The 21,708-nt window shown below is 44.9% G+C and carries 16 protein-coding genes; 5 read left to right on the top strand and 11 right to left on the bottom strand.

Annotated features, from left to right (window positions below; translation table 11 throughout):
• Positions 1-36: 36 nt before the first annotated feature.
• The 3 genes from FGL37_RS08960 to FGL37_RS08950 form a co-directional block, all read right to left on the bottom strand.
• Positions 37-753 (bottom strand): DUF4198 domain-containing protein, encoded by a 717-nt coding sequence (locus FGL37_RS08960; protein ID WP_028071760.1) that lies wholly within the window; start codon positions 751-753, stop codon positions 37-39.
• Between the two features lie 417 nt (positions 754-1,170).
• A complete protein-coding gene (locus FGL37_RS08955; RefSeq protein WP_051607326.1) occupies positions 1,171-1,977 on the bottom strand; it encodes an MBL fold metallo-hydrolase in 807 nt (268 codons plus the stop codon).
• A gap of 149 nt (positions 1,978-2,126) precedes the next feature.
• The gene (locus tag FGL37_RS08950; protein ID WP_028071759.1) at positions 2,127-3,554 is read right to left on the bottom strand and encodes an L-serine ammonia-lyase; all 1,428 of its coding nucleotides are present in this window, start codon (positions 3,552-3,554) and stop codon (positions 2,127-2,129) included.
• Positions 3,555-3,768: 214 nt separating this feature from the next.
• Between FGL37_RS08950 and FGL37_RS08945 the strand changes: the two genes are divergently transcribed.
• Positions 3,769-5,316, top strand: coding sequence for a glycoside hydrolase family 10-like protein (locus tag FGL37_RS08945; protein ID WP_028071758.1), 1,548 nt, complete (start codon positions 3,769-3,771; stop codon positions 5,314-5,316).
• Between the two features lie 93 nt (positions 5,317-5,409).
• On the opposite strand, the gene FGL37_RS08940 is transcribed toward FGL37_RS08945, so the two are convergent.
• On the bottom strand, positions 5,410-7,116 hold the full coding sequence (locus tag FGL37_RS08940; RefSeq protein WP_028071757.1) for a glycoside hydrolase family 3 protein: 1,707 nt from the start codon (positions 7,114-7,116) through the stop codon (positions 5,410-5,412).
• 384 nt (positions 7,117-7,500) lie between these two features.
• Complete coding sequence (locus tag FGL37_RS08935; RefSeq protein WP_028071756.1) at positions 7,501-8,043, bottom strand: TetR/AcrR family transcriptional regulator; 543 nt, start codon at positions 8,041-8,043, stop codon at positions 7,501-7,503.
• A 304-nt stretch (positions 8,044-8,347) separates the two neighbouring features.
• Between FGL37_RS08935 and FGL37_RS08930 the strand changes: the two genes are divergently transcribed.
• Positions 8,348-11,107 carry a TonB-dependent receptor gene (locus FGL37_RS08930; protein WP_051607280.1) on the top strand — a complete coding sequence of 920 codons (2,760 nt, stop codon included), beginning with the start codon at positions 8,348-8,350 and terminating at the stop codon, positions 11,105-11,107.
• Here FGL37_RS08930 and FGL37_RS08925 read toward each other — a convergent pair.
• Complete coding sequence (locus tag FGL37_RS08925; RefSeq protein ID WP_028071755.1) at positions 11,094-11,768, bottom strand: response regulator transcription factor; 675 nt, start codon at positions 11,766-11,768, stop codon at positions 11,094-11,096. The two genes, FGL37_RS08930 and FGL37_RS08925, sit on opposite strands and share 14 nt — an antisense overlap.
• 46 nt (positions 11,769-11,814) lie before the next feature.
• Positions 11,815-13,245: a sensor histidine kinase gene (locus FGL37_RS08920; RefSeq protein ID WP_037534281.1), complete on the bottom strand. Its 1,431-nt coding sequence runs from the start codon at positions 13,243-13,245 to the stop codon at positions 11,815-11,817.
• Between the two features lie 119 nt (positions 13,246-13,364).
• Here FGL37_RS08920 and FGL37_RS08915 point away from each other — a divergent pair, with 119 nt between their 5' ends.
• Complete coding sequence (locus FGL37_RS08915) at positions 13,365-14,765, top strand: DUF4270 family protein (protein ID WP_028071753.1); 1,401 nt, start codon at positions 13,365-13,367, stop codon at positions 14,763-14,765.
• Between the two features lie 3 nt (positions 14,766-14,768).
• Positions 14,769-15,806, top strand: coding sequence for a Kelch repeat-containing protein (locus tag FGL37_RS08910; RefSeq protein WP_028071752.1), 1,038 nt, complete (start codon positions 14,769-14,771; stop codon positions 15,804-15,806).
• 366 nt (positions 15,807-16,172) lie between these two features.
• Here the strand turns inward: FGL37_RS08910 and FGL37_RS08905 are convergent, their stop codons facing one another.
• The 3 genes from FGL37_RS08905 to dnaG are packed head-to-tail and all read right to left on the bottom strand — an operon-like array spanning position 16,173 to position 19,614.
• Entirely contained in the window at positions 16,173-17,201 is a 1,029-nt protein-coding gene (locus FGL37_RS08905) for a glutaminyl-peptide cyclotransferase (RefSeq protein ID WP_028071751.1), read from the bottom strand.
• Between the two features lie 44 nt (positions 17,202-17,245).
• A complete protein-coding gene (locus FGL37_RS08900) occupies positions 17,246-17,602 on the bottom strand; it encodes a YraN family protein (protein WP_028071750.1) in 357 nt (118 codons plus the stop codon).
• An 8-nt stretch (positions 17,603-17,610) separates the two neighbouring features.
• Positions 17,611-19,614: a DNA primase gene (gene dnaG, locus FGL37_RS08895; RefSeq protein ID WP_028071749.1), complete on the bottom strand. Its 2,004-nt coding sequence runs from the start codon at positions 19,612-19,614 to the stop codon at positions 17,611-17,613.
• 175 nt (positions 19,615-19,789) lie between these two features.
• Between dnaG and FGL37_RS08890 the strand changes: the two genes are divergently transcribed.
• Positions 19,790-21,175, top strand: coding sequence for a nucleotide sugar dehydrogenase (locus FGL37_RS08890; RefSeq protein ID WP_028071748.1), 1,386 nt, complete (start codon positions 19,790-19,792; stop codon positions 21,173-21,175).
• Between the two features lie 136 nt (positions 21,176-21,311).
• On the opposite strand, the gene FGL37_RS08885 is transcribed toward FGL37_RS08890, so the two are convergent.
• On the bottom strand, positions 21,312-21,632 hold the full coding sequence (locus FGL37_RS08885) for a hypothetical protein (protein WP_028071747.1): 321 nt from the start codon (positions 21,630-21,632) through the stop codon (positions 21,312-21,314).
• Between the last annotated feature and the right edge of the window lie 76 nt (positions 21,633-21,708).

Below are 21,708 nucleotides of genomic sequence, written 5' to 3'. Positions count from 1 at the left end.
CCATGTATCCATGTTCTTTTTATAGGTGTCAAAAATTTATTTTACTTGTAAAAAGGTTGTGCTTCCTTGCCATGATGAGGTATACGGTTTACCTTCATGTTCACCGGATTTCTGTTCGAAGATACTGGCCTCAAGCACGTAAGCTCCGGACCAAAGCGCATCAAAGGTAACGATGCCAGCAGCATCGGCAACAAATTCCTTGCCCCAGCCGGTAGACGAAAAAACAGATACTTTTGCGTTTGGAACGGCCTGACCTGCACTTGTAACTTTTGCCTGCAGACTAGCCCCTTTTTTCACAACAGTCGCATTAAGCAGTTCCACCTGCAGTGGATTTTTCAAGGAGCTATAATCCAACTTTGTCGATTTGCCCACCTGGACGGGCACCAGGGATGAAAACTCATACTTGGTATCGCCACCTAAATCTTTAGGCGCTTTAACAATAGATAAAAAATAGGTTCCCTCCACGGTAGGCTGAAACGAACCACCGAAATGGTCGCCTTTGTTGGTCAATTCGACCTGAACAGGCTCTTTTCCCGGAACATACAGGAGCAATGTAAAATCCTTCACGTCAGAATACCATTTTTCGATATTGTCTCTTTCATTGGTCGCATATTCTCCGTAATATACCCTGACCTCATGTGGCTGATTAACGGTGCCGGAAGGAGATGATTCAATCCAAAGGGCGTGTGCATTGCTGCTGAAACTGTACAACAGTGCTGTTAGAAATGTAAAAAGCGAAATAAGAACTTTCATAATATGTTGATTGATACGTATAGTTTTCAACTTACTATGGAGGATCTTGCACGTCGCAAACGGGCAGACAACGAAATGAATATTATTTTCGTTATCTTGCAGATCCTTCCATGTTGTACCGGAAGCGACTGCCAGCATCTGCTGCCGCAGTCTATCTATAGACAGTTGCCGCTGTCTCTAGAACTGCACCATGTGATAGATTGCCGTCTATGCATGGTGCTTTTGTTTATATTCATATCGCCAAATCACCACCCAGTAATTTAGACTGATTAAAAACAAAGGCAAATATAAAAGGATTTATTTGGATATCAACTATATTTTATTTTTTTCGGTTGGAGAGGGCGCGTAACGGTATACTGAGGGCGTGAAAACAGGTATCATGCCGGCGAATCAGGACAAGGCCATTCGCCAGCTGTGTCATCCAGCGCAGACGTTACCGGACAATAGGGATGGCGATATGAGCAGCTGCGCCAGATCAAATAACTCGGTTTCGCGGTAGCGTGTAGCCACATGAAGCTGGATACGGTCGCAATGTGGTTCAAACGTCTGGTGGACGAGTTCGACCGTATTATTCTCTCCGGAGAGGTGGGTTAAAATCAAGTGCTTGAGGCGCTCGGTCCTGTATTGATTGAACAGTTCGGCTGCAGCACGATTGGAAAGGTGCCCCCATCCACTACTGATTCTATTTTTCAGAAAATAAGAGTATCGTCCTGTACGTAGCATATCTTCATCGTAGTTAGATTCCAGCAGGAGTACATCGGAATGCTGGATTACATGCTGCACGTTTTCACAGGGGCGGCCAATGTCGGTCAGCACGCCGATATTATATGTGCCATCGGACACCAAAAAACTGCAGGGTTCTTTGGCATCATGAAATTTAGGGATACCATATACCCTAAGCCCTCCGACATCAACGACATCGTTGGGCGCGATGATATTGACCAGATGCGACGGTAAGTGTAACCGGGAACCATCATAACTGCCTCTGGTAATATATACGGGCAGATCGTATTTTTTTGCGAAGACAGAAAGGCCTTTTATATGGTCTGAATGTTCGTGTGTAATGAATATGGCCTTAACTTGGGTAGGCAGTATTCCCAGATTATACATCCGCAGATGAATATGCTTGCTGTTGATGCCGGCATCAATCAATATTGCCGAATCATCTTTGGCTATATAATAGCAGTTCCCATTACTTCCCGAAGCTATTGCACAATATTTCATTTTATTACTTTTTTTTCTTTGCTGCTGAAAGCCCAGCCTATCTCCTTTGTCCCCTGTATCCCAGCTGTGTTTACATCCTCCAGCCGTTGCGAGTGGCCCTGTGACGGCACGGCAACAAAGATACAAAAATCACAACAGGCAGAAAACCATTAACATTCTGGCAGACTCAGGGGAATATGGACTGCCAGGCCACCATCTGCTGTTTCTTTGTACTTGGCATTCATATCCAAAGCCGTCTCCCACATGGTTTTGACCACGGTATCCAGGCTGACTTTTGCTTTATCGGGATTCGATTGCAGGGCCAGCTGAGCAGCCGTAATCGCTTTTATTGCGCCCATTGTATTGCGCTCAATACACGGGATCTGCACAAGTCCGCCAATAGGGTCACAGGTCAGCCCGAGATGATGCTCCATGGCGATTTCGGCAGCCATCAACACCTGTCGCTGCGAGCCGCCCAGTACTTCTGTCAGTGCACCCGCGGCCATGGCTGAGGAAACGCCAATTTCGGCCTGACAGCCGCCCATGGCAGCGGATATGGTTGCATTTTTCTTAAAGATCGAGCCGATTTCGGAGGCGGTCAGAATAAACTGGATGATTTTATTTTCGCGCATTCCGTCGTGGAAGGTTATAAAATACTGCAACACCGCGGGAATCACGCCCGAAGCACCATTGGTCGGTGCGGTAACAACGCGGCCAAAGGAAGCATTTTCTTCATTCACAGCAAGAGCAAAACAGCTCACCCAATCCAGGATATATTGAAAATTCTGTCCCCCTTCGCGGATCGCCATCACCCAGGACGCATAATCCTGATAGCTGCGCCCCTGCATCAGTTTCTTATTTAATTTAGCCGCACGCCGCTCTACATTCAGGCCGCCCGGCAGTGTACCTCCTGTATGGCATCCGCGGTAAATACACTCATATATTGTTTTGTAGATATTGAGCACACCAGCAACAGTCTCACTCTCCTCCCGCCACGCGCACTCATTTTCAAGAACAAGCTCAGAGATTTTCAATCCCGTTTTCATCGTCCAGTGCAGCAGCTCCTGGGCTGTATCCACCGGAAATGGCAGATCCACCTCCGAAAGTACACTTTCGTTATCATTTTCCTGCACGACAAATCCGCCACCAATGGAATAGTAGGTTTCCGTAATCGCTTTTCCACTGGCCAGGAATGCCTGAAAAGTAACGGCATTCGGGTGAAAGGGCAGGCTCTCTGTGTACAGGAAAAGAAGGTCTTCGGTATACGAAAAGGGAATTTTACGTTCACCACCGACCTCTAGTTCGCCTACTGCTTTGATATGCTCAACTTTTGGTGTCACACGGTCCACATCAAAAGTAACGGGATCGTCACCACTTAGCCCCAGCAGCACAGCGATATCGGTTCCGTGCCCGGCACCAGTCTTGGCTAAAGATCCGTAAAGCAAAATTTTGACCTGCTCTACCTCTGCCAATACACCTTGTATGTGGAGGACATGGGTAAATTGCTGCGCGGCACGCCAAGGGCCCAAGGTATGCGAACTCGACGGTCCGATACCTATTTTAAACATATCAAAAACGGATATTTGTTCTTTGCTCATCATCTTTATTGTTGCGGTTAGCCTGCCTTCAAGGCTGTTGTCAAAACCGCATCTAAATTAGCACAAATAAGCATAGCATGTTACCTGCATTTGCATTATTATCAATTTGAAAATCAAGCTGTCGTTCTTTTAACAAGAATCCAACAAACATCTTACATTTTTTAGGGAAAAAGTAAGAAATGCTTCCCTATCTTTGTTGGCTATAATTTATAGAATGACCGGGAAAACATATTTATATTCTTTTTTTGCCTTTGTTATTTGTTTATTATCAATTAAAACATACCCGCAGCAGCTACCTAAGCGAGAGTTTCGCGGTGTATGGGTAGCGACTATAGGTAATATAGACTGGCCTTCTGTCAAGGCGGGCAGTAATGTAGCACAACAAAAACAGGAATTTATCGACCTTTTGGACCAGCATCGAAGCGCGGGCCTAAACGCCATTATTTTACAGGTTCGCCCTGCTGCTGATGCCTTTTATGCAAAGAGCAGGGAACCCTGGAGCCGATATCTTACGGGCAAACAGGGACAACCTCCGTCCCCCTTTTACGACCCACTGCAATTCGCGATCGAAGAAGCGCATAAAAGGGGAATGGAGCTGCACGCATGGTTTAATCCCTATCGGGCGTCGACGACCTTAAACCCAGCACATTTCTCGGACGACCATATCACAAAAAGGCACCCTGAATGGTTCTTTACCTATGCGGGGAAAAAACTTTTTAATCCCGGACTCCCCGAAGTACGCAAATATATCATCGACGTCATTATGGACGTGGTCAAGAATTATGACGTGGATGGCATCCATTTTGACGACTATTTTTACCCTTATCCGGACAGCCGGAGCACTCCAGTACCTGACCAGATGACGTTTGCACAATATAATAACGGCTTTGAGCATATCGAAGACTGGCGCCGCAATAACGTCAACATGCTCGTACGAGATCTGGGGACTGCCATCAAACGAGTCAAGCCTTATGTCAAATACGGAATCAGTCCCTGCGGTGTATGGGATAATAAGGAGAATAATAGTGCGGGATCCGAAACACGGGGCCTGAGCGCCTACCGGGAGCTCTATGCCGATGGGGTCAAATGGATGCAGGAAGGCTGGATAGACTATATCAATCCGCAGATCTACTTTCCTTTTAAAAACCGGGCGGCAGCTTATGAAATACTGGTATCCTGGTGGCAACGACATACCTACGGGCGGCATTTTTATGTCGGACACGGTGCATACCGCGTCACAGAAAACAAAGTTGGGTGGACCGACAAAAGCCAGATTCCACGACAGGTGCGGCACTTACGGGAAGAGCATCTTGTAGGTGGAAGTATTTATTTTAGCTCGCGGTCGCTTACTGATAATCTCGCGGGGCTACAGGACTCCATGCGAAATGACCTCTACCGTGCACCTGCATTGCCACCTACAATGCCATGGCTGGACAGCATCGCGCCCAACGCACCCTTTGGATTACTCGTAAAATCTTTGGCCAACGGTAAAATGAATACGCTCTTCTGGCAAAAACCCGATGCGGCAAGTGATGGCGAATCCGCCTACGGGTATGTTGTCTATCGTTTTGCTGAAGGCGAACGGGTCAACATCAAAGATCCCAGCAAAATCATTTCTATCAGCTATGACGCGGATAAACTCCAGTACACCGATGACGACATCAAGCCGCGCCACCGCTATAAATACGTCGTCACGGCCATTGACAGGATGAAAAACGAAAGCCGGCCTTCCGATAGCCGGGAAGTTGACGAAGACCTTTAAGAAAAGAATTTAAATAAAATAACCCTCCAGGAGTGATTGCTTCTTCAGCGGCATCCGAGGAGGGTTGTTGTTTTAGTGTGATTTTAAAAGAGTCTATTTTCCGTGTCCCGTTTTAAATTTCTTGTTGATGGTTACCGGCAATTTCCCCTTTGGGATATTTTGGCCAAGGACGGTCTTCGCAGCAGCATGTTGCATAAATGCATCGTTCTGATAGGCTAGTAAAATCGTCTTGGCTTTTTTCGAAGCTTCAATGCCATCCAGGGCATAGGCGTTGGTGAATAAAGTCAGAATGGACTTTTTGGCAAACTTGTTCATTAGACCTTGTACATTTTCATTCAGCACGAGGGAAGGCCGCGGACGAAGTCTGGTATCATGTACGGCAATGATATATTGCTTGTTTTTCTTGATCTCTTTGACAAGGCGCTTCATTTCGTCTTTGCTGATGCTGTCGGGGACAAAATACGCTGTTGCATTACTCAGACCTTTAATGAGATCATCCTGGAAGGTCTGATTGGCCGGGATGCCAATATTAATAATTGCTGTCGGCAGCTCCTTTTTGAAAGATTTCAACTTGTCCGTTGATCTAAGCGCAGTGATTGCCGCATTGGACAGTTCATCGATCAGCTGTATGGCAGATGCCCGATGAAGGTCCGCGTATAAATTTTGCTGCGATGTCGTCTGATATTTATCCAGCCCCAACCACAGCTTGGCCGCAAGTACACGCTTTACGCGGGCATCGATATCGGACTGTGCAATACGCCCTTCGTCGATGGCTTTCAGGATAAGGTCAATCGCCCGTTTACTGTTCTCCGACACTTCCAGCAGATCATGTCCCGCAATGATCGCCTGTACATCCGCCTCTCCGTTCGGAAAAAATTTTTTCACCCCTTTCATGTCCATCGCATCGGTGACGGTCAGCCCCTTAAAACCGAGCTCATTCCGGAGAAGGTCCGTAACAACCTTTTTTGAAATTGACGAAGGCATGTTGGGAGTAGCATCAAGGCTCGGAATATTCATATGTGCCACCATCACCGCGGGAGCTCCAGCATTGATAAGCTCTTTGAATGGATACATTTCCAGCGTATCGAGCCTCTTTTTATCAAAAGGTAACTGTGGCAGATCATAATGTGAGTCGACATCAGTATCTCCATGTCCCGGGAAATGTTTGATGGATGCCAATATACCACCATCAACCATGCCGTCCATATAGGCCTTTGCCTTTTGGGTAACATTATATTTATTATCGCCGAATGAACGGATACCGATTACCGGGTTTTTAGGATTATTGTTGATATCCACATCCGGCGCAAAATTGAAGTGCATACCAATCCGGTGAAAATCCTGTGCAACTTCGCGGCCCATCCGGTAGATCAGCTGATTGTCCTGCACAGCTCCGAGGGTCATCTGATAAGGAAAAGATAACGTAGAATCCGGCATCCGCATACCAAGCCCCCATTCACCATCAAAAGTTATCATCAACGGTACCTTTGCCAGGGACTGATAACGGTTGAACATGTCCACATGCCGCACGGGTCCACCCTGAAATACAACAAGGCCACCAAGCTGTTCGTCTTTCACAACCTGTGCAACAGAATCGATATACTTCTGGCCCAGATTCGTATGCGCCCGCACCAAAAACAATTGAGCAACTTTTTCCTTTGGTGTCAATGTATTGAATACCGCATCTACCCAATCGTGCTGGGAATTGATATATTTCACAAAATCTTTCTTGTCTTGTGCTCGCAGGAATGAAATCGTGCCGGCCAAAGCCAATAGTCCGAGACCAAGTTTTTTGAACATAAATTAGTTTGTATAATGAATTAAATTGAGTACTAATAACGTCATAATTTTGGAGAAAATGAAATTGATTTTGCAACAATTTAATATAAACACGCAAAAAGACGCACGACAAACCTATGAGATGCTCAATCATGAACTGATCTCTTGACGAAGCGACACGACAAAAGGGCAATCTGGCGCCAAACGTTATCGAGGGATTAACAGCTGAAAGTGCATCGTATGGGATGACTGGGGCCATGTGCTACGGATTGTAAAAACAGGATAGTTATGCAGCAAGGTTTAGTTCAGAGGCATGGATCATCGAGGTAATGAACGGGGGGGCTGTAGAGTGATCCAGTACTCTGCTGGCGCAGCTTATAAAAAGTCAGAATGTAATGAAATAAGCTAAATCAGATTATACTTTTTTTCCAGAAACAGCGTCAGTTCCATCACATGCTCCAATTCACCGATTGCTTCTTTCTTCCATAGCGTATCTATGATCAACAGCAGGAACTGTGTTTCAAGTTCGGGATTTTCATATCCCAGTTCCTTAAACGCACGATGAATAATGGGCTGCACGGGCTTCATAAACTGTTCGTGCTGCTGTTTAGAAAAAGGATGGTGCGACAGACGTTCCTGCAGTTTCCAGAATATTGGTTCGGCCGTCACCAGCTTGTTCGGCAGGTTGATCATGGTCCGCAAAAAGTCTTTCGGCTCACGGTAAGTCATCATCCCACGGTGATGCGTCAGCACTTTGCGATACCCGGACTTGATCAGATAGACCAGAAGCGCATCCTTATTACCAAAATGTTTGAAAATCAAAGCCTCCGAAACACCGGCATTCTGTGCAATCGTTTTGGTAGACGTATTGGTATAACCCTGTTCTGAAAAAAGCAGCAAAGCTTCCTTCATGATCCGCTCTTTTCTACTCAAAACACTATCTTTCATACGCTACTGTTCAGTTGATTTTTAATTCTACTGCAAACTTAGATAAATTGCCTTTCAAATGCAATACAATGCGCGCGGCATATGACAAGAGCTTATCTGCTCTTAGCGATGGCTATTGTTTCTCAATTATTATGTTCTGATCTATCGCTATACGTGTTTTCAGCGCATAGACGTCTCTATCCGGTTCGGCAAATGCTATTGTAACTAAAATGATAGTAATTTGTATTCCATAGTCGCCTAAATTTGAAAAATATAAAATTATAACTGTCATCAGGTCATTAAACTAAGCAGCGATTCCTAACCAATGAAAATCAATCCCTGGGCCTTTCTTGTACTATCATTCAGTTTTGTGCTGTGGGGGGCGCAAGCCTTTGGCCAGCAATATATTTCCGGAAAGCTTGTGGACAACAGCAATTCGAAACCGATATCTGGCGCCAGCGTGACGATTATCGCACTAAAAGATTCAAGCCGGACTCAGATACCAACGGATATATTGGGCAAATTTGTCAGCCGGCCGCTTCCCAGCGGTGAGTATCTGGTTTCGGTGCAGCCGATGGGCTATGCGGCCGATATCCGGAAAGTCCGGTTACTGGACAAGACTGTTGACCTAACGTTCAAGCTCAATAACTCGGAAATCATATTGGACGAAATCAGCATTTCGCCCAGTAGTGTTCAGGTACGTGGTGACACACTTGAATTTGATGCCAAAAAATATGTAACACAGGATTTTGCGGATGCCGACGAACTGATTAAGCAGATTCCGGGCGTAGAAATCGACGAAGATGGAAATGTGAAGGCACAGGGCGAGGCGGTAAACAAGATCATCATTGATGGACGTGAATTCTTCAGCACAGACCCAAAAGTTGCCCTTAAAAATTTGCCCGCAGACGTCATCGCTAAAGTACAGCTGATTGACGATAAGACAGAACAGGCCAAATTCAGCGGCTTTGATGACGGCAAAAGGATGAAGGTCATCAATATTGTCACCAAGCCCGAAAAACGGAAATCATATTTTGGGAAAATCTCCGGTGGTGCCGGCCCCGATCATAAATACGCAGTAAATACCCAGGTGACAAAAATGAATCCGAAGCGCCAGTATTCAATCGACATCAACAGCAACAATGTCAATCAGCCCAACGGTTTTGCGCCGCGGGGCAATACACGGGGCCGTACGGGGCAGGGCATCACCACGCGCTTCAATGCTGGGTTCAATTATCTTGACCGATTTTTACGGGATCGCATGGATTTCAACGCCAATTATACCTACAATTATTCAGACAATAATACGGTCAGCGAGAATAAAACAGAATATACTGCCGGCAATAGGGCAAACCAGATCAGCAATCAGCAGCAGGCCGGAAACACATATAGCAATAATCACGCACTCTCTATACGCGCCAACTGGAAAATAGACTCTATTCAAAAATTGGATATACAGCCCAGCTTTTCCTATCAGAGCAACAATAGAAATGGTAGTTCTCACAGCAGCACCTTATTGAACTTAACCGAAATGCTCAATCGCTCCGACAGAAATAGCGCAAGCTTTGGCGAAAACTTCAGCTGGGGCGGTGACCTCACGTATATGCGCCGATTGAATAAGCCGGGCCGCACGGTCAGCTTTAACATCAATGGCTCGCTCAGCACGAACAAGGCCGAGGCGGCAAATTATGCCTTAAACACGTATTACCGAAACGGGGACTCCAGCCGGATTGATACTGTGGACAACCGGAGTTACAGCCACGCTGACAACAACGGTTTCCGTTCGAAAGTCGCGTATACCGAAATGCTGGATAAATATTCCCGCCTCCAGGTGAATTATACGTTTAGGAATACCAGCCGTTATTCGGACCGCAAAACTTATGAATTTCTGGCCGAGACCGGGCAATTGGGCGAACTGAAAAACAGACTATCCAATGAGTTCCGCAATGATTTCATCTATCACAGCGCAGGTACATCTTATCTTTTTAATAAAAAAGACAGCATACGTTTCCAGGTCGGGCTGGACTATCAGACTGCGGCACGGGTTAACGACAAGCTGTTTCCCAATGCACTGAAAACGAAAAGCCATTTTAACAGTCTGCTTCCGAATTTAAATTTTCAGTATAATTTCAACAAAGAAACGCGTATCGAATTCCGGTACCATACCAAAACGAATACACCGGGGATTGAGCAGCTTCAGGACTTTATCGACAATCAGAACCCTTTGCGGATCAGTTCGGGAAATCCAGATTTAAAGCAGGAGTATGACCATAACCTAGTCCTGCAGTTCAGATCCGTCAACAAGGCTTCAGGGAGAAGTTTCACCTCGGATTTTACAGCAGATTTTATCCAGAATAAGATTGCCAATACTATTTTTACCACAGATACGGCCTATACCATTACGGATGATGTTGTACTGGGTCCGGGAGGCCAATATACGAGGCCCGAAAACGTTGACGGCGTGTACAACCTCAGATGGCACAATAGTCTCGGCTACCGGATTGAACCGCTCAAACTCAACCTGAACCTCAACAACAACATGTATTTCAACCAGAACTACACCTTGCTAAATTTTGCAGAGGTCGATGCAAAGACCTATGGTATCAATCAGCGTATAGGTATCAACAGCGCATTCAGCAAGGATGTCATTATTGGTCTGGATTACAATGGCAACTTATCTTTTTCGAAAAATTCTGCCACGGCACAGTCGAATTATGCGGTCTACAAGCACACCATTAGTAATTCTGTTGCGCTGACTCTGCTTGAAACCTGGACATTAAATTCGACATTCAACTATCTCTACAATGGCAGTATGCTGAATTCGCCGAGCACGACCAGCTTACTGTGGAACGTTTCTTTGGGTAAAAAGTTGTTCAGACGACGGAATGCGGAGGTGAATCTCACGGTGTTCGATATTTTTAACGACAACAAAAATATCAATCAGCAGGTCAACGATCTATGGGTACGCGCATCACAATCCAATGCAATTACCCGTTATGCAATACTGAGTTTCACCTACCATATCCGCGGTATGGGTGGTGCAAAAAGCGGTGGAAAAAGCGGGAGACGTCTCAGTCCACGGTAAGCATATATCCTACTCCCCTGACGTTTGTAATTTTGATGCGGCTGTCCTGGCTTAGGTACTTTCGGATACGGCTAATGAATACATCCAAACTGCGCCCGGTAAAGTACTTATCGTGACTCCAATAGGCCCGCATGATATCCTCTCTGGGGATCACCTTGTCTTTCTGCTCATAGAGTTTCCGCAAAAGTTCGCTTTCGCGGAAAGACAGTTTTAGCACCTCACCCCGGTAAATCAACTGATGTTTCAGACTATCCAACGTATAATCGCCTATCATCAGTTTCTGTCCAAACAACATCTTGGGACTATTTTTGAGCAGGGACTCGATCCGCACCACTAGTTCTTCTATCTTAAAAGGTTTTTTGACATAGTCGTCACCACCGAGACGAAAGCCCCTCACCACATCTTCTGTCTGTACCTTGGCTGTCAGAAAAATAATGGGAATCAAGGTATCCATCTCCCGTATTTTTGACGCCAAGGTAAACCCGTCCATCAGCGGCATCATGACATCTACCACCATAATATCCGGTTTGGCTCGGCTAAAGGCAGCTAAAGCCTCATACCCGTTATTGCAGTGCTCGACCCTGAAACCATTCGCTTCCAGACTGTCGGCAACAATCATGGCCAGACTGGGCTCGTCTTCAACGTATAAAATATCAATCATACTACCTTGAGTCAATTCAAATTATTTCAATGTATTCTCCGAGGCGCTAATAAGGCAAGCGTACAGCAAACGTACTGCCTCTGCCCAGTTCGCTTTCCACAGTGATTTTGCCATCATGTCGCTTGACCACCTGTTTGACATAGGCTAGCCCGAGCCCAAAACCTTTGACATCGTGCAGGTTGCCGGAGGGTACCCTGAAGAACATGTCAAAAATCTGCTGCTGGTATTCGGGAGCAATCCCTTTACCGTTATCTGTAATACGAATTTGCACATTTTCTTTCAGAGTTTTTAGTTCAACTTTTATCGTCACTTGCTGACCTGCGTATTTTATGGCGTTTTCCAGTAAATTATTGATCACATTTCGGAGGTGCGATTCATCGCCATTGACGATGATCTCCATACTCTCTGCAATAAGCTCTATAGTGACAACCTTCGTTTTGTTGAGCTGTGCAACTTCTATGGCGCTTTGGACCGTCGCCACGAGGTTAAAATCCACGCGCTGTAATACAATTCCCCTGGAAGCGTCAATATCCATCTGTAGCACTTTTTCGATCATGGTCGAAAGATGTTCTAGTTCTTTTTTCGAAATATCCAGATAGCGCTTCATCTTCTCTTTATCATCTTGCACCCCATAAAGCTGAATCGCCTCAACAGCAGCCATCACGGTAGATACTGGGGTTTTGAGCTCATGCGTCATGTTATCGACAAAGTTTTTACGCAGTTCCGCCATTTTATTTTGCTGAAAGATAGTCTTCATCAGATAGAAAAAAGTACCCAGCAACAGACCGATCAGAAGCAGTGAAATCAACAGCTGCCAGCTGAGGCTATACAGGAGATATTTCCAGTCTTCCTGAAACTTGACCACTAGAAATTCACCCTTCGCCGGATTGACCATCATGGGCCTTGTCCATGCAAGATTTTGCTCGCGGTATTTCCGTCGCACATCCTTGACCTGGTCACGCGGGATACTCACCACATCCAGTTGGTATGGCACGTCGATGCCTTTATTGCCTAACGATTCGCGGAACTTTTTGTCGATCAGGTTCAAAATGGTCTTATTCATGTCAAAGTCGCGAAACAAAAAAGGGGGTATGATCGTCGGATTATCACGATCCTTAGAATAGATCTTTACTTTTCTGTCCGCGCCCCGCTGCGTATGGATATGACCCCATGGCTGCTGCTCACGCACCCGCTGCAGCGCTTGATCCAGCTCCTGCTCTGCAAGCAGCGGCGCCAGTTCTCGTCTGATGTCGTCCAGCAGCCGGTCACGGTCCGCAACGGGGCCGTCCAATTGCTGATCGCCGTTTTCGGCCTGATACACTTCCTGTACCACATTAAAGAGCGAGCGTTCGGCAGTCGATAAGAAGAGATCACGGCGGTTGGTATAGCTCCCATATAGCCAGATTCCCAGCACAACACTGATTCCCGCACCTATCAGAACGATCAAAGTGATCAGCAATTTAAATCTTCTACCCATAACGAAAACAAATTTAAATTACTAGATTTGCAATCGCTGTGGTAATTAACCATATTTAACAAAATATAACACTGATTAACAGTAAGCATTGATTACTTTTGCACTATTCAAAAATTAATATGATCAAACACTTTAAGAGACGTAGTATACAATTTTTACTCCCACTTCTTACGCTAGCAGCATTTGTTGGTTGTAATAAGGATATTTCACTCTCTTTAGATAATTCACGGGGCGAATCAATTGGGGTGGTTCCCATTGATACGGTTTCCGTCAAAGTTTCTACTTTTCAGCTTGACGATATTCCAACTTCAGCAACGGGGACAATATTGGTAGGTAAAAATCGTAATCCCGTTACCGGAAGTGTAAGTTCAACGTCTTATTTTCGACTAGGTATAGGCACAGTCAACGGAGAAAGCATTCCCGATGATGCCATATTGGATTCGATTACATTGGTACTTGCTCCCAATAAATATTATTATGGAGATACCACAAAAATGCAAAAGATAGCGGTCCACCGTGTTACGGAAGACATCACATTGACCCCGATCAATTCCACACAGCCCGCAAGTGAACGCCCATTTTATGTCAGCACGGCCAGTATCTTCTCACAGAAGAAATTTGCATATGAAACTACTCCATTGGCAGCACTCTCCTTCAATCCAAGAGTGAAGTCAATAGACTCCTTGTTTTTTAGATTTAACAATACCATCAGCACCGAACTCTTTCGCTTGATCAAAAACGGCGATAACCGAATCCAGAATAATACAGATTTTCAGGAATACTTCAAAGGGTTGGCGCTTGTACCGGATAAAAACAATACAACGTTGATCGGTTTCAAAGACACTGTATACCTGCAGGTCCATTACTCCTTTGAAAACAATGAAGGAGTCAAAGCTGCCGGCAAACAGCAGTTTACGATTGACAACAAAGCTTACCAGTACAATAGTATAGAAGCAGATCGTTCTAATACGAAATTTGCGTCGATGAATGTATCTAATCCGGAGATTTCGGTAGAACAGACAGCAGGATATACCTTTTTGGAAGGCTCCACGGGAGTTGTAGCGAAAATAGAATTCCCGACGTTATTACAATTGGTGAATGATCCTTCCATTGCAATTAATAAGGTTGAGCTGTCGATCGAAGCAGAAAACAGCAATGAGACAACATTTGAACAACCAGAATTCCTGACGCTGCTGATTGCGAACAGCGAGGGCACTCCGGTCAGTGGACTATTATCTCTGGACTATCCTAGCGTACTTCAAGTGGCTAGGCTATCATCGACAGGCGGATCAGATAATGGAAAATATACATTCAATCTGATTGATTATTTAAATAAAATTAAGACAACAGCATATAAAAATACTTCATTATATCTATCTTTACCGCCTACAGCCTCGCAGACTTCGGCTAATAGCATCATACCTGCGGCGTTGTTTAATACAGGAAATAGGTTGATATTGGCAAAAGATGGCAATGATCCAAGAATTAAATTAAACATCCTATATACTAAATTTCAATAATTTATGAACAAGAAAAATTGGCTACTCGTATTGTCTGCTTTTGTAGTTACAGTTACAACATTCTCTTCTTGTAAGAAAAGTGATGATACTGAAGATGAGAAATCGACAGAGTGGTTTCAAAAAGCAGCTTATAAAGGTCCACAAACTTCTGCGGCAGCAAGTTTTGTGATCAAAAACATAGCTTACGTAACCACCGGTCAATCCAATAATGCAGGTAGCAGACCTATCCATTTAAAGACCACTTATGCGTATGACCCTGCTTCCAACAGCTGGAGCGAAAAAGATCCACTGGCGGATGATGCTGAACGCAGTGGCCGTCGTAATGCTATTGCATTTACTATCGGCGACTTTGGCTATGTAGGCGGCGGTAACGATGGTTCAAATTACCTTCAAGACTTCTATAAATTCGATCCTGCAGCAGAAAGAGGTAAACAATGGACCAGAATTGCCGATTTGCCAATTCCGTTGGCAAGTGCAGTTGCTTTCAGTATTGACGGTAAAGCGTATGTAGGAACAGGCGAAACAGCCATTAATAATGCTGTTACGTTTACCAACCAATTTTTCAAATACGACCCGACTGCAAATAAATGGGAAGCCATCAACGACGCACCATTCACAGCGAAACGCAAAGGAGCGTTTGTGTTTATGATCAACAATATTGCTTATATTGGTGGTGGCGTTTCCAATAGCAGTAATCCAAAAGACTTCTACAAATTTGACGGAAGCAAATGGACGCAATTGGCAGATATATCTAGAAACGACGGAACATATAATTACGACTTAACACGCTCAAATGCAACAGCTTTCACCATCAATGGCAACGGTTTCCTTGTCGGCGGCCTGAAAGGCAGTATAGCGATCAACAGCGTTGCGAAATATAACGTTAGTGGTGACTATTGGACTACAGACAATACCAATTTCGGCGGGACTGCCAGATACGATGCAGTGGGTTATGCCATTGGAGGAACAGGTTATGTGACCACCGGTCTAAATGGTTCTACCCGTTTTGATGACAACTGGAGCTTTACTCCGATTTATTAATCGGACCCAATCATAACAAAAAAGGGATGAGCGTACGCTCATCCCTTTTTTGTTATGATTGGGACTCTTCTTTTTATCGCGATATATAAACTGGGCAAAGGATATCTCAGCCAGCCCCTAAGTGCAAAATCACCACCTCTCCATGGGGGACAATCATTCCCTGCTGGGAAGACCTAGCAAAAAAGCTCCATCTTCTAGCACTTGCAACCAAGGTGTGAACAGGATTTATTGCCCAGCGGTAGCCAATAACCGGCGTATCAAATTGATAACACCTTTAATGCAACAATGAATCGATAAAACACGCAAAAAAGGGAATGTCCCTCTCCTGACATTCCCTTTAGCTTATTAAAGCAATACTAAGATCAGCTACTGTTCGATGGCCTTAATCTCAAATAAAGTATTCCACAGTTTACCCGTTACAAAAAGACGTTTGTTGGCCTGATCATAAGCAATACCATTGAGCTCGTTATCATAAGCGGAAGTATGTTCGTAAATACCTACTAAGTTTATCCGTCCTTCTACGGCTCCGGTCTCAGGGTCAATAATGACGATAATATCCTTCTGATACACATTGGCATATACTTTTCCATCAATATATTCTAATTCGTTCAGTTCGTCCACCGGCCCGTTTTCATCATAGACAGCAATGGCATGGAGTTCCTTACCGGTGGTAGCATCAAGGAAATACAATTTGTTGGATCCGTCGGATTTAATCAGGCGCTTTCCATCGTAGGTAATTCCCCAGCCCTCTTTACTATTTTCGTATTTAAAAGAACTTTCTTTTGCAAATGTATTTTTATCAAACACGTATCCTTCCCCCTGCTGCCAGGTCAGCATAAAAAGTTTATTGCCTACCAACGTCATGCCCTCGGCAAAGGTCTTCTCATCGAATTTGATCTCCTTCAGTACCTTTCCTGTTTTCAGGTCCACTTTGCGGAGGTTGGATTCGCCATAGCGTCCATTGGATTCATACAGCACCCCATCTGCAAACTGCAGCCCCTGGGTGAAAGCAGTTGTGTCATGCGGGTATTTATTAACAACCTCAAATCCATAATTTTTGGCCGCAGCAGGAACAATAAAAAATGTACTCGACACCGAATCAGACTGACCACCGCTGTAGACCAGGGCAGAAATATTACGCGGACCATAGGCCATATCTTTCGTGTCGACAGTTATTGCTGCCGTATCGGTAGAAGATCCTACATGCCTGTCGTCCACGAAATAGGCAACAGAATCCATTGTTACCGATTCGAATTTCAATTTCAGTTGCACAGGACTTCCTTTTAGCACTGCCTGATTCGGCCCCGGAGCCGCAAACTCCAAAGCTGTTTTTTTGGACTTACAAGAAGTAAAAGCAAGTGCTGTAATCGCAATGAAATAGGTGATTTTTTTCATCTAATTATTATTTTTCTTTTTATTTATTCACTCCACAGCCTCCTTCAGCTGTCCCAAAATGCATCTTTTATATAGGTAATGTCCGGATTTTCACTATTTGTTATTGCAACAACATCAAACCTGAGCTCTCCTACATAGGCGTGTTTCAGTATGTACGCCTGTGCTGCGCGAACCAGCCGCCGCTGCTTGCGCAGGTCCACAAATTCATATGGCTGCCCAAAGTCTGTTCCGGATCTTGTCTTCACTTCCACAAACACCAGGGTATCCCCATCCATGACAATCAAATCTACCTCTAAATTCTTAAAGCGCCAATTTCTTAACACTATTTTACAGCCTATCCCGACCAGATAGTCTGTAGCAAGCTGTTCGCCCAATGACCCTATTTCAAGATGCCTTGCCATACATACCCTTATTTCACAATGGTATTTCCAAGAAAGCCACCCAGAAGCTTCTCCGCTTCTTTGAGTTTTTGATATTTAAAGAGCAACACTTCGAGATTGCCAATATCCTTTTCATGTTTCATCTCTTCACGGATATTGTGCATCTCTGCTTCTATCTTCCGCTTTTTGATGCGATAGATCGCGGTAACGACAAGCTGCTTCAGATGCTCATACTCCTGGCTGACGTAAATCTTGCGTTTGTCGTCGTTCCAGTTTTCACTTAGTGAATATTTGCTGGCAACACAGTTGATCGCGAGTTCAGATACCGCAGCGTCAGCATTGGAATAAAACTGCTTGGGGTCCGGAATTTCATAATTTTCGGCGGCATCACGATAAGCCTTTAAGATATATGCAGCCGCCTTGTCTTTAAATTCAATATCATTGATGTTGCCCAATAGCACACCAGCGACAGGGATATCACCGTCCCCCTCCCAAGTTGCCAGATAATCCCCGTAATTGATCAGAATGCGGACGATCTCACGTTCCTGCAAAACTTCGGAGGTCAGCTGGGTGGGTTGATTCTCAGATTCCATGGCAGGTATTCCTGCTCGTTCCTCATCGGTCATGAAGAAATCCGGTGGTGGGCCATCCATACCAGGTGGAGGCATTCCGGCACCTGCAGGTGGCCCCTGCGTTTTCCGGGATGCTTCTTTATCCGCTTTCTTTGCTCTATTGAGCCTTATCTTGTTGAGTTCGGCAAGCAAAATACGCTCCTCGATGTCCAGCAGGCTGCTGCATTCCCGAATAAAGACCGAAACCTTGATTTCATCGGGTATCAGAGCAATACTTTCGACAACATCACGTATCACCTCTGCTCTTTTTATGGGATCGTTGCTCGCATCGCGCAACAAGATGCTGGTTTTATAAAAGATAAAGTCCTGCTGCCGGGATTTGACATAATCCTTAAAAGCTGCAGCACCAAATTTCTGAATGTAAGAATCGGGGTCGTTTCCATCAGGGAAGAGCAGGACTTTCACATTTAACCCTTCTTCCAGGAGCATGTCTGTACCCCGCAAAGACGCTTTAATGCCGGCTTCGTCTCCATCGTAAAGGATGGTGACATTTTTTGTGAAGCGGGAGATCAGTTTAATCTGGCCTGTTGTAAGAGAGGTACCCGACGAAGACACCACATTTTCGACTCCTGCCTGATGCACCGACAGGACGTCGGCGTACCCTTCGACAAGATAGCAATTGTCTTCGTCCATGATGGCCTTTTTGGCGAAGTTGAGACCATAGAGCACATCCGACTTATGGTAGATGTCGCTCTCGGGCGAGTTGACATATTTGGCGACCTTTTTATCGGTTTTTAACGTACGGCCGCCAAAGCCGATAATACGCCCCGTCAGATTATGAATCGGGAACATGACGCGTCCCCTGAAACGATCGTAGAGCGACTTATCATCCCGTTCGATCGCCAGACCACTTGCTACCAGATAGTCCGGATGAAATCCGGCTGCCTGCGCACTGTCCACCAGGGCAGTCCATTCTTCTGGCGAGTAACCGAGTTCGAATTTTTTGATGATATCCTCACGGTATCCGCGCTCTTTGAAGTAGTTGAGTCCAATGACCTGTCCCATCTCAGTCTTCCACAGGCGCTCCACAAAAAACTTACCGGCCCAGGCGCTGAGCACGTAAAGGCTTTCCCTTTTATCCTGTGCGGCAAGTTGTGCCGGAGAGCGCTCCACTTCTTCAATCTGGATCGCATATTTATCCGCTAAATAGCGAATAGCTTCAGGATAGGAGAACTTCTCCAGTTCCATAACAAACTTGAGCGAATCTCCACCTGCGCCGCAACCAAAGCACTTATAGATACCTTTGGAAACAGAGACATGAAATGAAGGTGTTTTCTCATTATGAAAAGGACAATTTCCGATCAGGGAAGTGCCACGTTTCTTTAAATCAACGAAGTCACCCACCACTTCTTCTATCCGTACTGTTTCCAGTACCTTGTCAATAACTTCTTGCTTAATCAAACCGTTCCTTTTTTAATGTAAAATTAGCATAAATATGATACATTTTTTAGCAGATCGCAGGTATTGCGTGTATTTTCTAAAAGGAGAGCGTAAATAATAAGTGTGACCGGCAAAAAACTATCACGCGAAATATTTACATTTGCTGTTCAATTTATAGCTGATTAAGTTAGTCAAAATGAGCAAAACGATCAAGAAAATATGCTGCATCGGTGCTGGTTATGTAGGAGGCCCCACCATGTCTGTTGTAGCCAGTCAGTGTCCTCATATTGAGATTACCATTGTTGATATGAATGCAGCCCGCATCGAGGCCTGGAACGATAAAGATCTGGACAACCTACCTGTTTATGAGCCTGGATTGAAGGAAATCGTTGCTGAAGCCCGCGATCGAAATCTGTTTTTTTCCACCGATATCAACAAAGCTATTGATGAAGCTGACATGATCTTCATTTCTGTCAATACACCAACCAAAAATTACGGTAAGGGCAAAGGCATGGCAGCAGATTTAAAATATATTGAGCTGTGCGCGCGGCAGATTGCCGCAGTCGCCAAAAATGATAAGATCGTTGTTGAAAAGTCCACATTGCCCGTACGCACCGCAGCTGCTTTAAAGAGTATTCTGGACAACACAGGCAATGGTGTCAACTTTCATATTCTTTCTAATCCGGAGTTCCTGGCTGAGGGAACAGCGATACAGGATCTGATCAAGCCGGACCGCGTACTTATCGGCGGCGAAAACAAAGATGCTATTGCCGCACTGGTGGATATCTATGCACAATGGGTAGACCGGAGCAAAATCCTAACCACCAACCTATGGTCCTCTGAGCTTTCCAAATTAACAGCCAATGCATTTTTGGCCCAACGTGTTTCGTCGATCAATTCGATCTCCGCTCTCTGTGAAAAGACAGGTGCGAATGTGGATGAAGTGGCCAGAGCCATCGGCATGGACACCCGCATCGGCCCCAAATTTCTCAAAGCCTCGGTCGGCTTCGGCGGCTCCTGCTTCCAGAAAGATATTCTCAATCTCGTTTATATTGCCCGTAGCTACGGTCTCACGGAAGTCGCGGAGTACTGGGACCAGGTGATCATCATGAATGATTATCAGAAACGCCGCTTTGCCGACAACATCATACAAACGCTGTACAATACAGTATCCGGAAAGAAAATCGCTTTCTTAGGCTGGGCATTTAAAAAAGACACCAACGATACGCGTGAATCAGCGGCGATCTATGTGGCCGACTACCTACTCAACGAACAGGCGGAGATAACGGTATATGACCCCAAAGTATCAGCCGAACGAATCTATGCGGACCTGGATTATCTGAATACCCGCTCATCCGAAGAAAACAAAGCCTTGGTAAAGGTCGTTAGTAGCCCTTATGAGGCTTGTGACGATGCCCATGCCATCGCCGTGTTAACCGAATGGGACGAATTTAAAGTTTATGACTGGCAAGCTATAAAAGAACAAATGAAGAAACCTGCTTTTGTGTTTGATGGCCGTAAACTTCTGGACCGCAGTCAGCTTGAAGCACTCGGTTTTAAATACTATGCGATAGGCGAATAATACATCAACAGGATAAAGGAAGAACCCTCAGCCCATAAGCAATGCTACGCTTTTGGCTGAGGGTTTTGTTTGTGCCTGTTGGCAACGCATAAGGAAAGAGAGATGAAACACAAGCGAAGCAACAGGACTTTTTATCTTAATTATTCAGCATACTATAAAATTCGTTCATGTAATAAGACTCCTGCAAGGCATCCCTAAAATTCTGCCATTGCTCTTCGTTAAACGAAAATACAATATCCGGATAAGGTGTTTTCATGATCAACCGAAATTCGCCGTCTGGAAACGAACTAAAAAAAAGTTCATCGCCATTACTTTTTATGATGCTCAGAAAGTCGGCAAACTTACCCGGTGTAAATGTCAGCACAAAACTTTGCTGCCAGATATAATATGTCTTGCACTTATGGCAGACACTGATATGGGTATCGCCGCGTTGGCTCAGAACTTTTGTATCACACATGCTTTACCAGTATTTATTTAGACTCATTATAAATAATATTCAAATGTAAGCATTGTTTTTAGAATTGCAAGTATTT

The organism is Sphingobacterium thalpophilum (assembly GCF_901482695.1).
Taxonomy (GTDB): Bacteria; Bacteroidota; Bacteroidia; order Sphingobacteriales; family Sphingobacteriaceae; genus Sphingobacterium; species Sphingobacterium thalpophilum.
Note: the sequence above shows the minus strand (reverse complement) of the source record. Positions and strands in the feature narration are given on the sequence as shown.

Excerpts from the sequence above, each read along its gene's own strand:
- FGL37_RS08960 (WP_028071760.1), bottom strand. The coding sequence starts at position 753 with ATGAAAGTTCTTATTTCGCTTTTTACATTTCTAACAGCACTGTTGTAC.
- FGL37_RS08955 (WP_051607326.1), bottom strand. The coding sequence starts at position 1,977 with ATGAAATATTGTGCAATAGCTTCGGGAAGTAATGGGAACTGCTATTAT.
- FGL37_RS08950 (WP_028071759.1), bottom strand. The coding sequence starts at position 3,554 with ATGAGCAAAGAACAAATATCCGTTTTTGATATGTTTAAAATAGGTATC.
- FGL37_RS08945 (WP_028071758.1), top strand. The coding sequence starts at position 3,769 with ATGACCGGGAAAACATATTTATATTCTTTTTTTGCCTTTGTTATTTGT.
- FGL37_RS08940 (WP_028071757.1), bottom strand. The coding sequence starts at position 7,116 with ATGTTCAAAAAACTTGGTCTCGGACTATTGGCTTTGGCCGGCACGATT.
- FGL37_RS08935 (WP_028071756.1), bottom strand. The coding sequence starts at position 8,043 with ATGAAAGATAGTGTTTTGAGTAGAAAAGAGCGGATCATGAAGGAAGCT.
- FGL37_RS08930 (WP_051607280.1), top strand. The coding sequence starts at position 8,348 with ATGAAAATCAATCCCTGGGCCTTTCTTGTACTATCATTCAGTTTTGTG.
- FGL37_RS08925 (WP_028071755.1), bottom strand. The coding sequence starts at position 11,768 with ATGATTGATATTTTATACGTTGAAGACGAGCCCAGTCTGGCCATGATT.
- FGL37_RS08920 (WP_037534281.1), bottom strand. The coding sequence starts at position 13,245 with ATGGGTAGAAGATTTAAATTGCTGATCACTTTGATCGTTCTGATAGGT.
- FGL37_RS08915 (WP_028071753.1), top strand. The coding sequence starts at position 13,365 with ATGATCAAACACTTTAAGAGACGTAGTATACAATTTTTACTCCCACTT.
- FGL37_RS08910 (WP_028071752.1), top strand. The coding sequence starts at position 14,769 with ATGAACAAGAAAAATTGGCTACTCGTATTGTCTGCTTTTGTAGTTACA.
- FGL37_RS08905 (WP_028071751.1), bottom strand. The coding sequence starts at position 17,201 with ATGAAAAAAATCACCTATTTCATTGCGATTACAGCACTTGCTTTTACT.
- FGL37_RS08900 (WP_028071750.1), bottom strand. The coding sequence starts at position 17,602 with ATGGCAAGGCATCTTGAAATAGGGTCATTGGGCGAACAGCTTGCTACA.
- FGL37_RS08890 (WP_028071748.1), top strand. The coding sequence starts at position 19,790 with ATGAGCAAAACGATCAAGAAAATATGCTGCATCGGTGCTGGTTATGTA.
- FGL37_RS08885 (WP_028071747.1), bottom strand. The coding sequence starts at position 21,632 with ATGTGTGATACAAAAGTTCTGAGCCAACGCGGCGATACCCATATCAGT.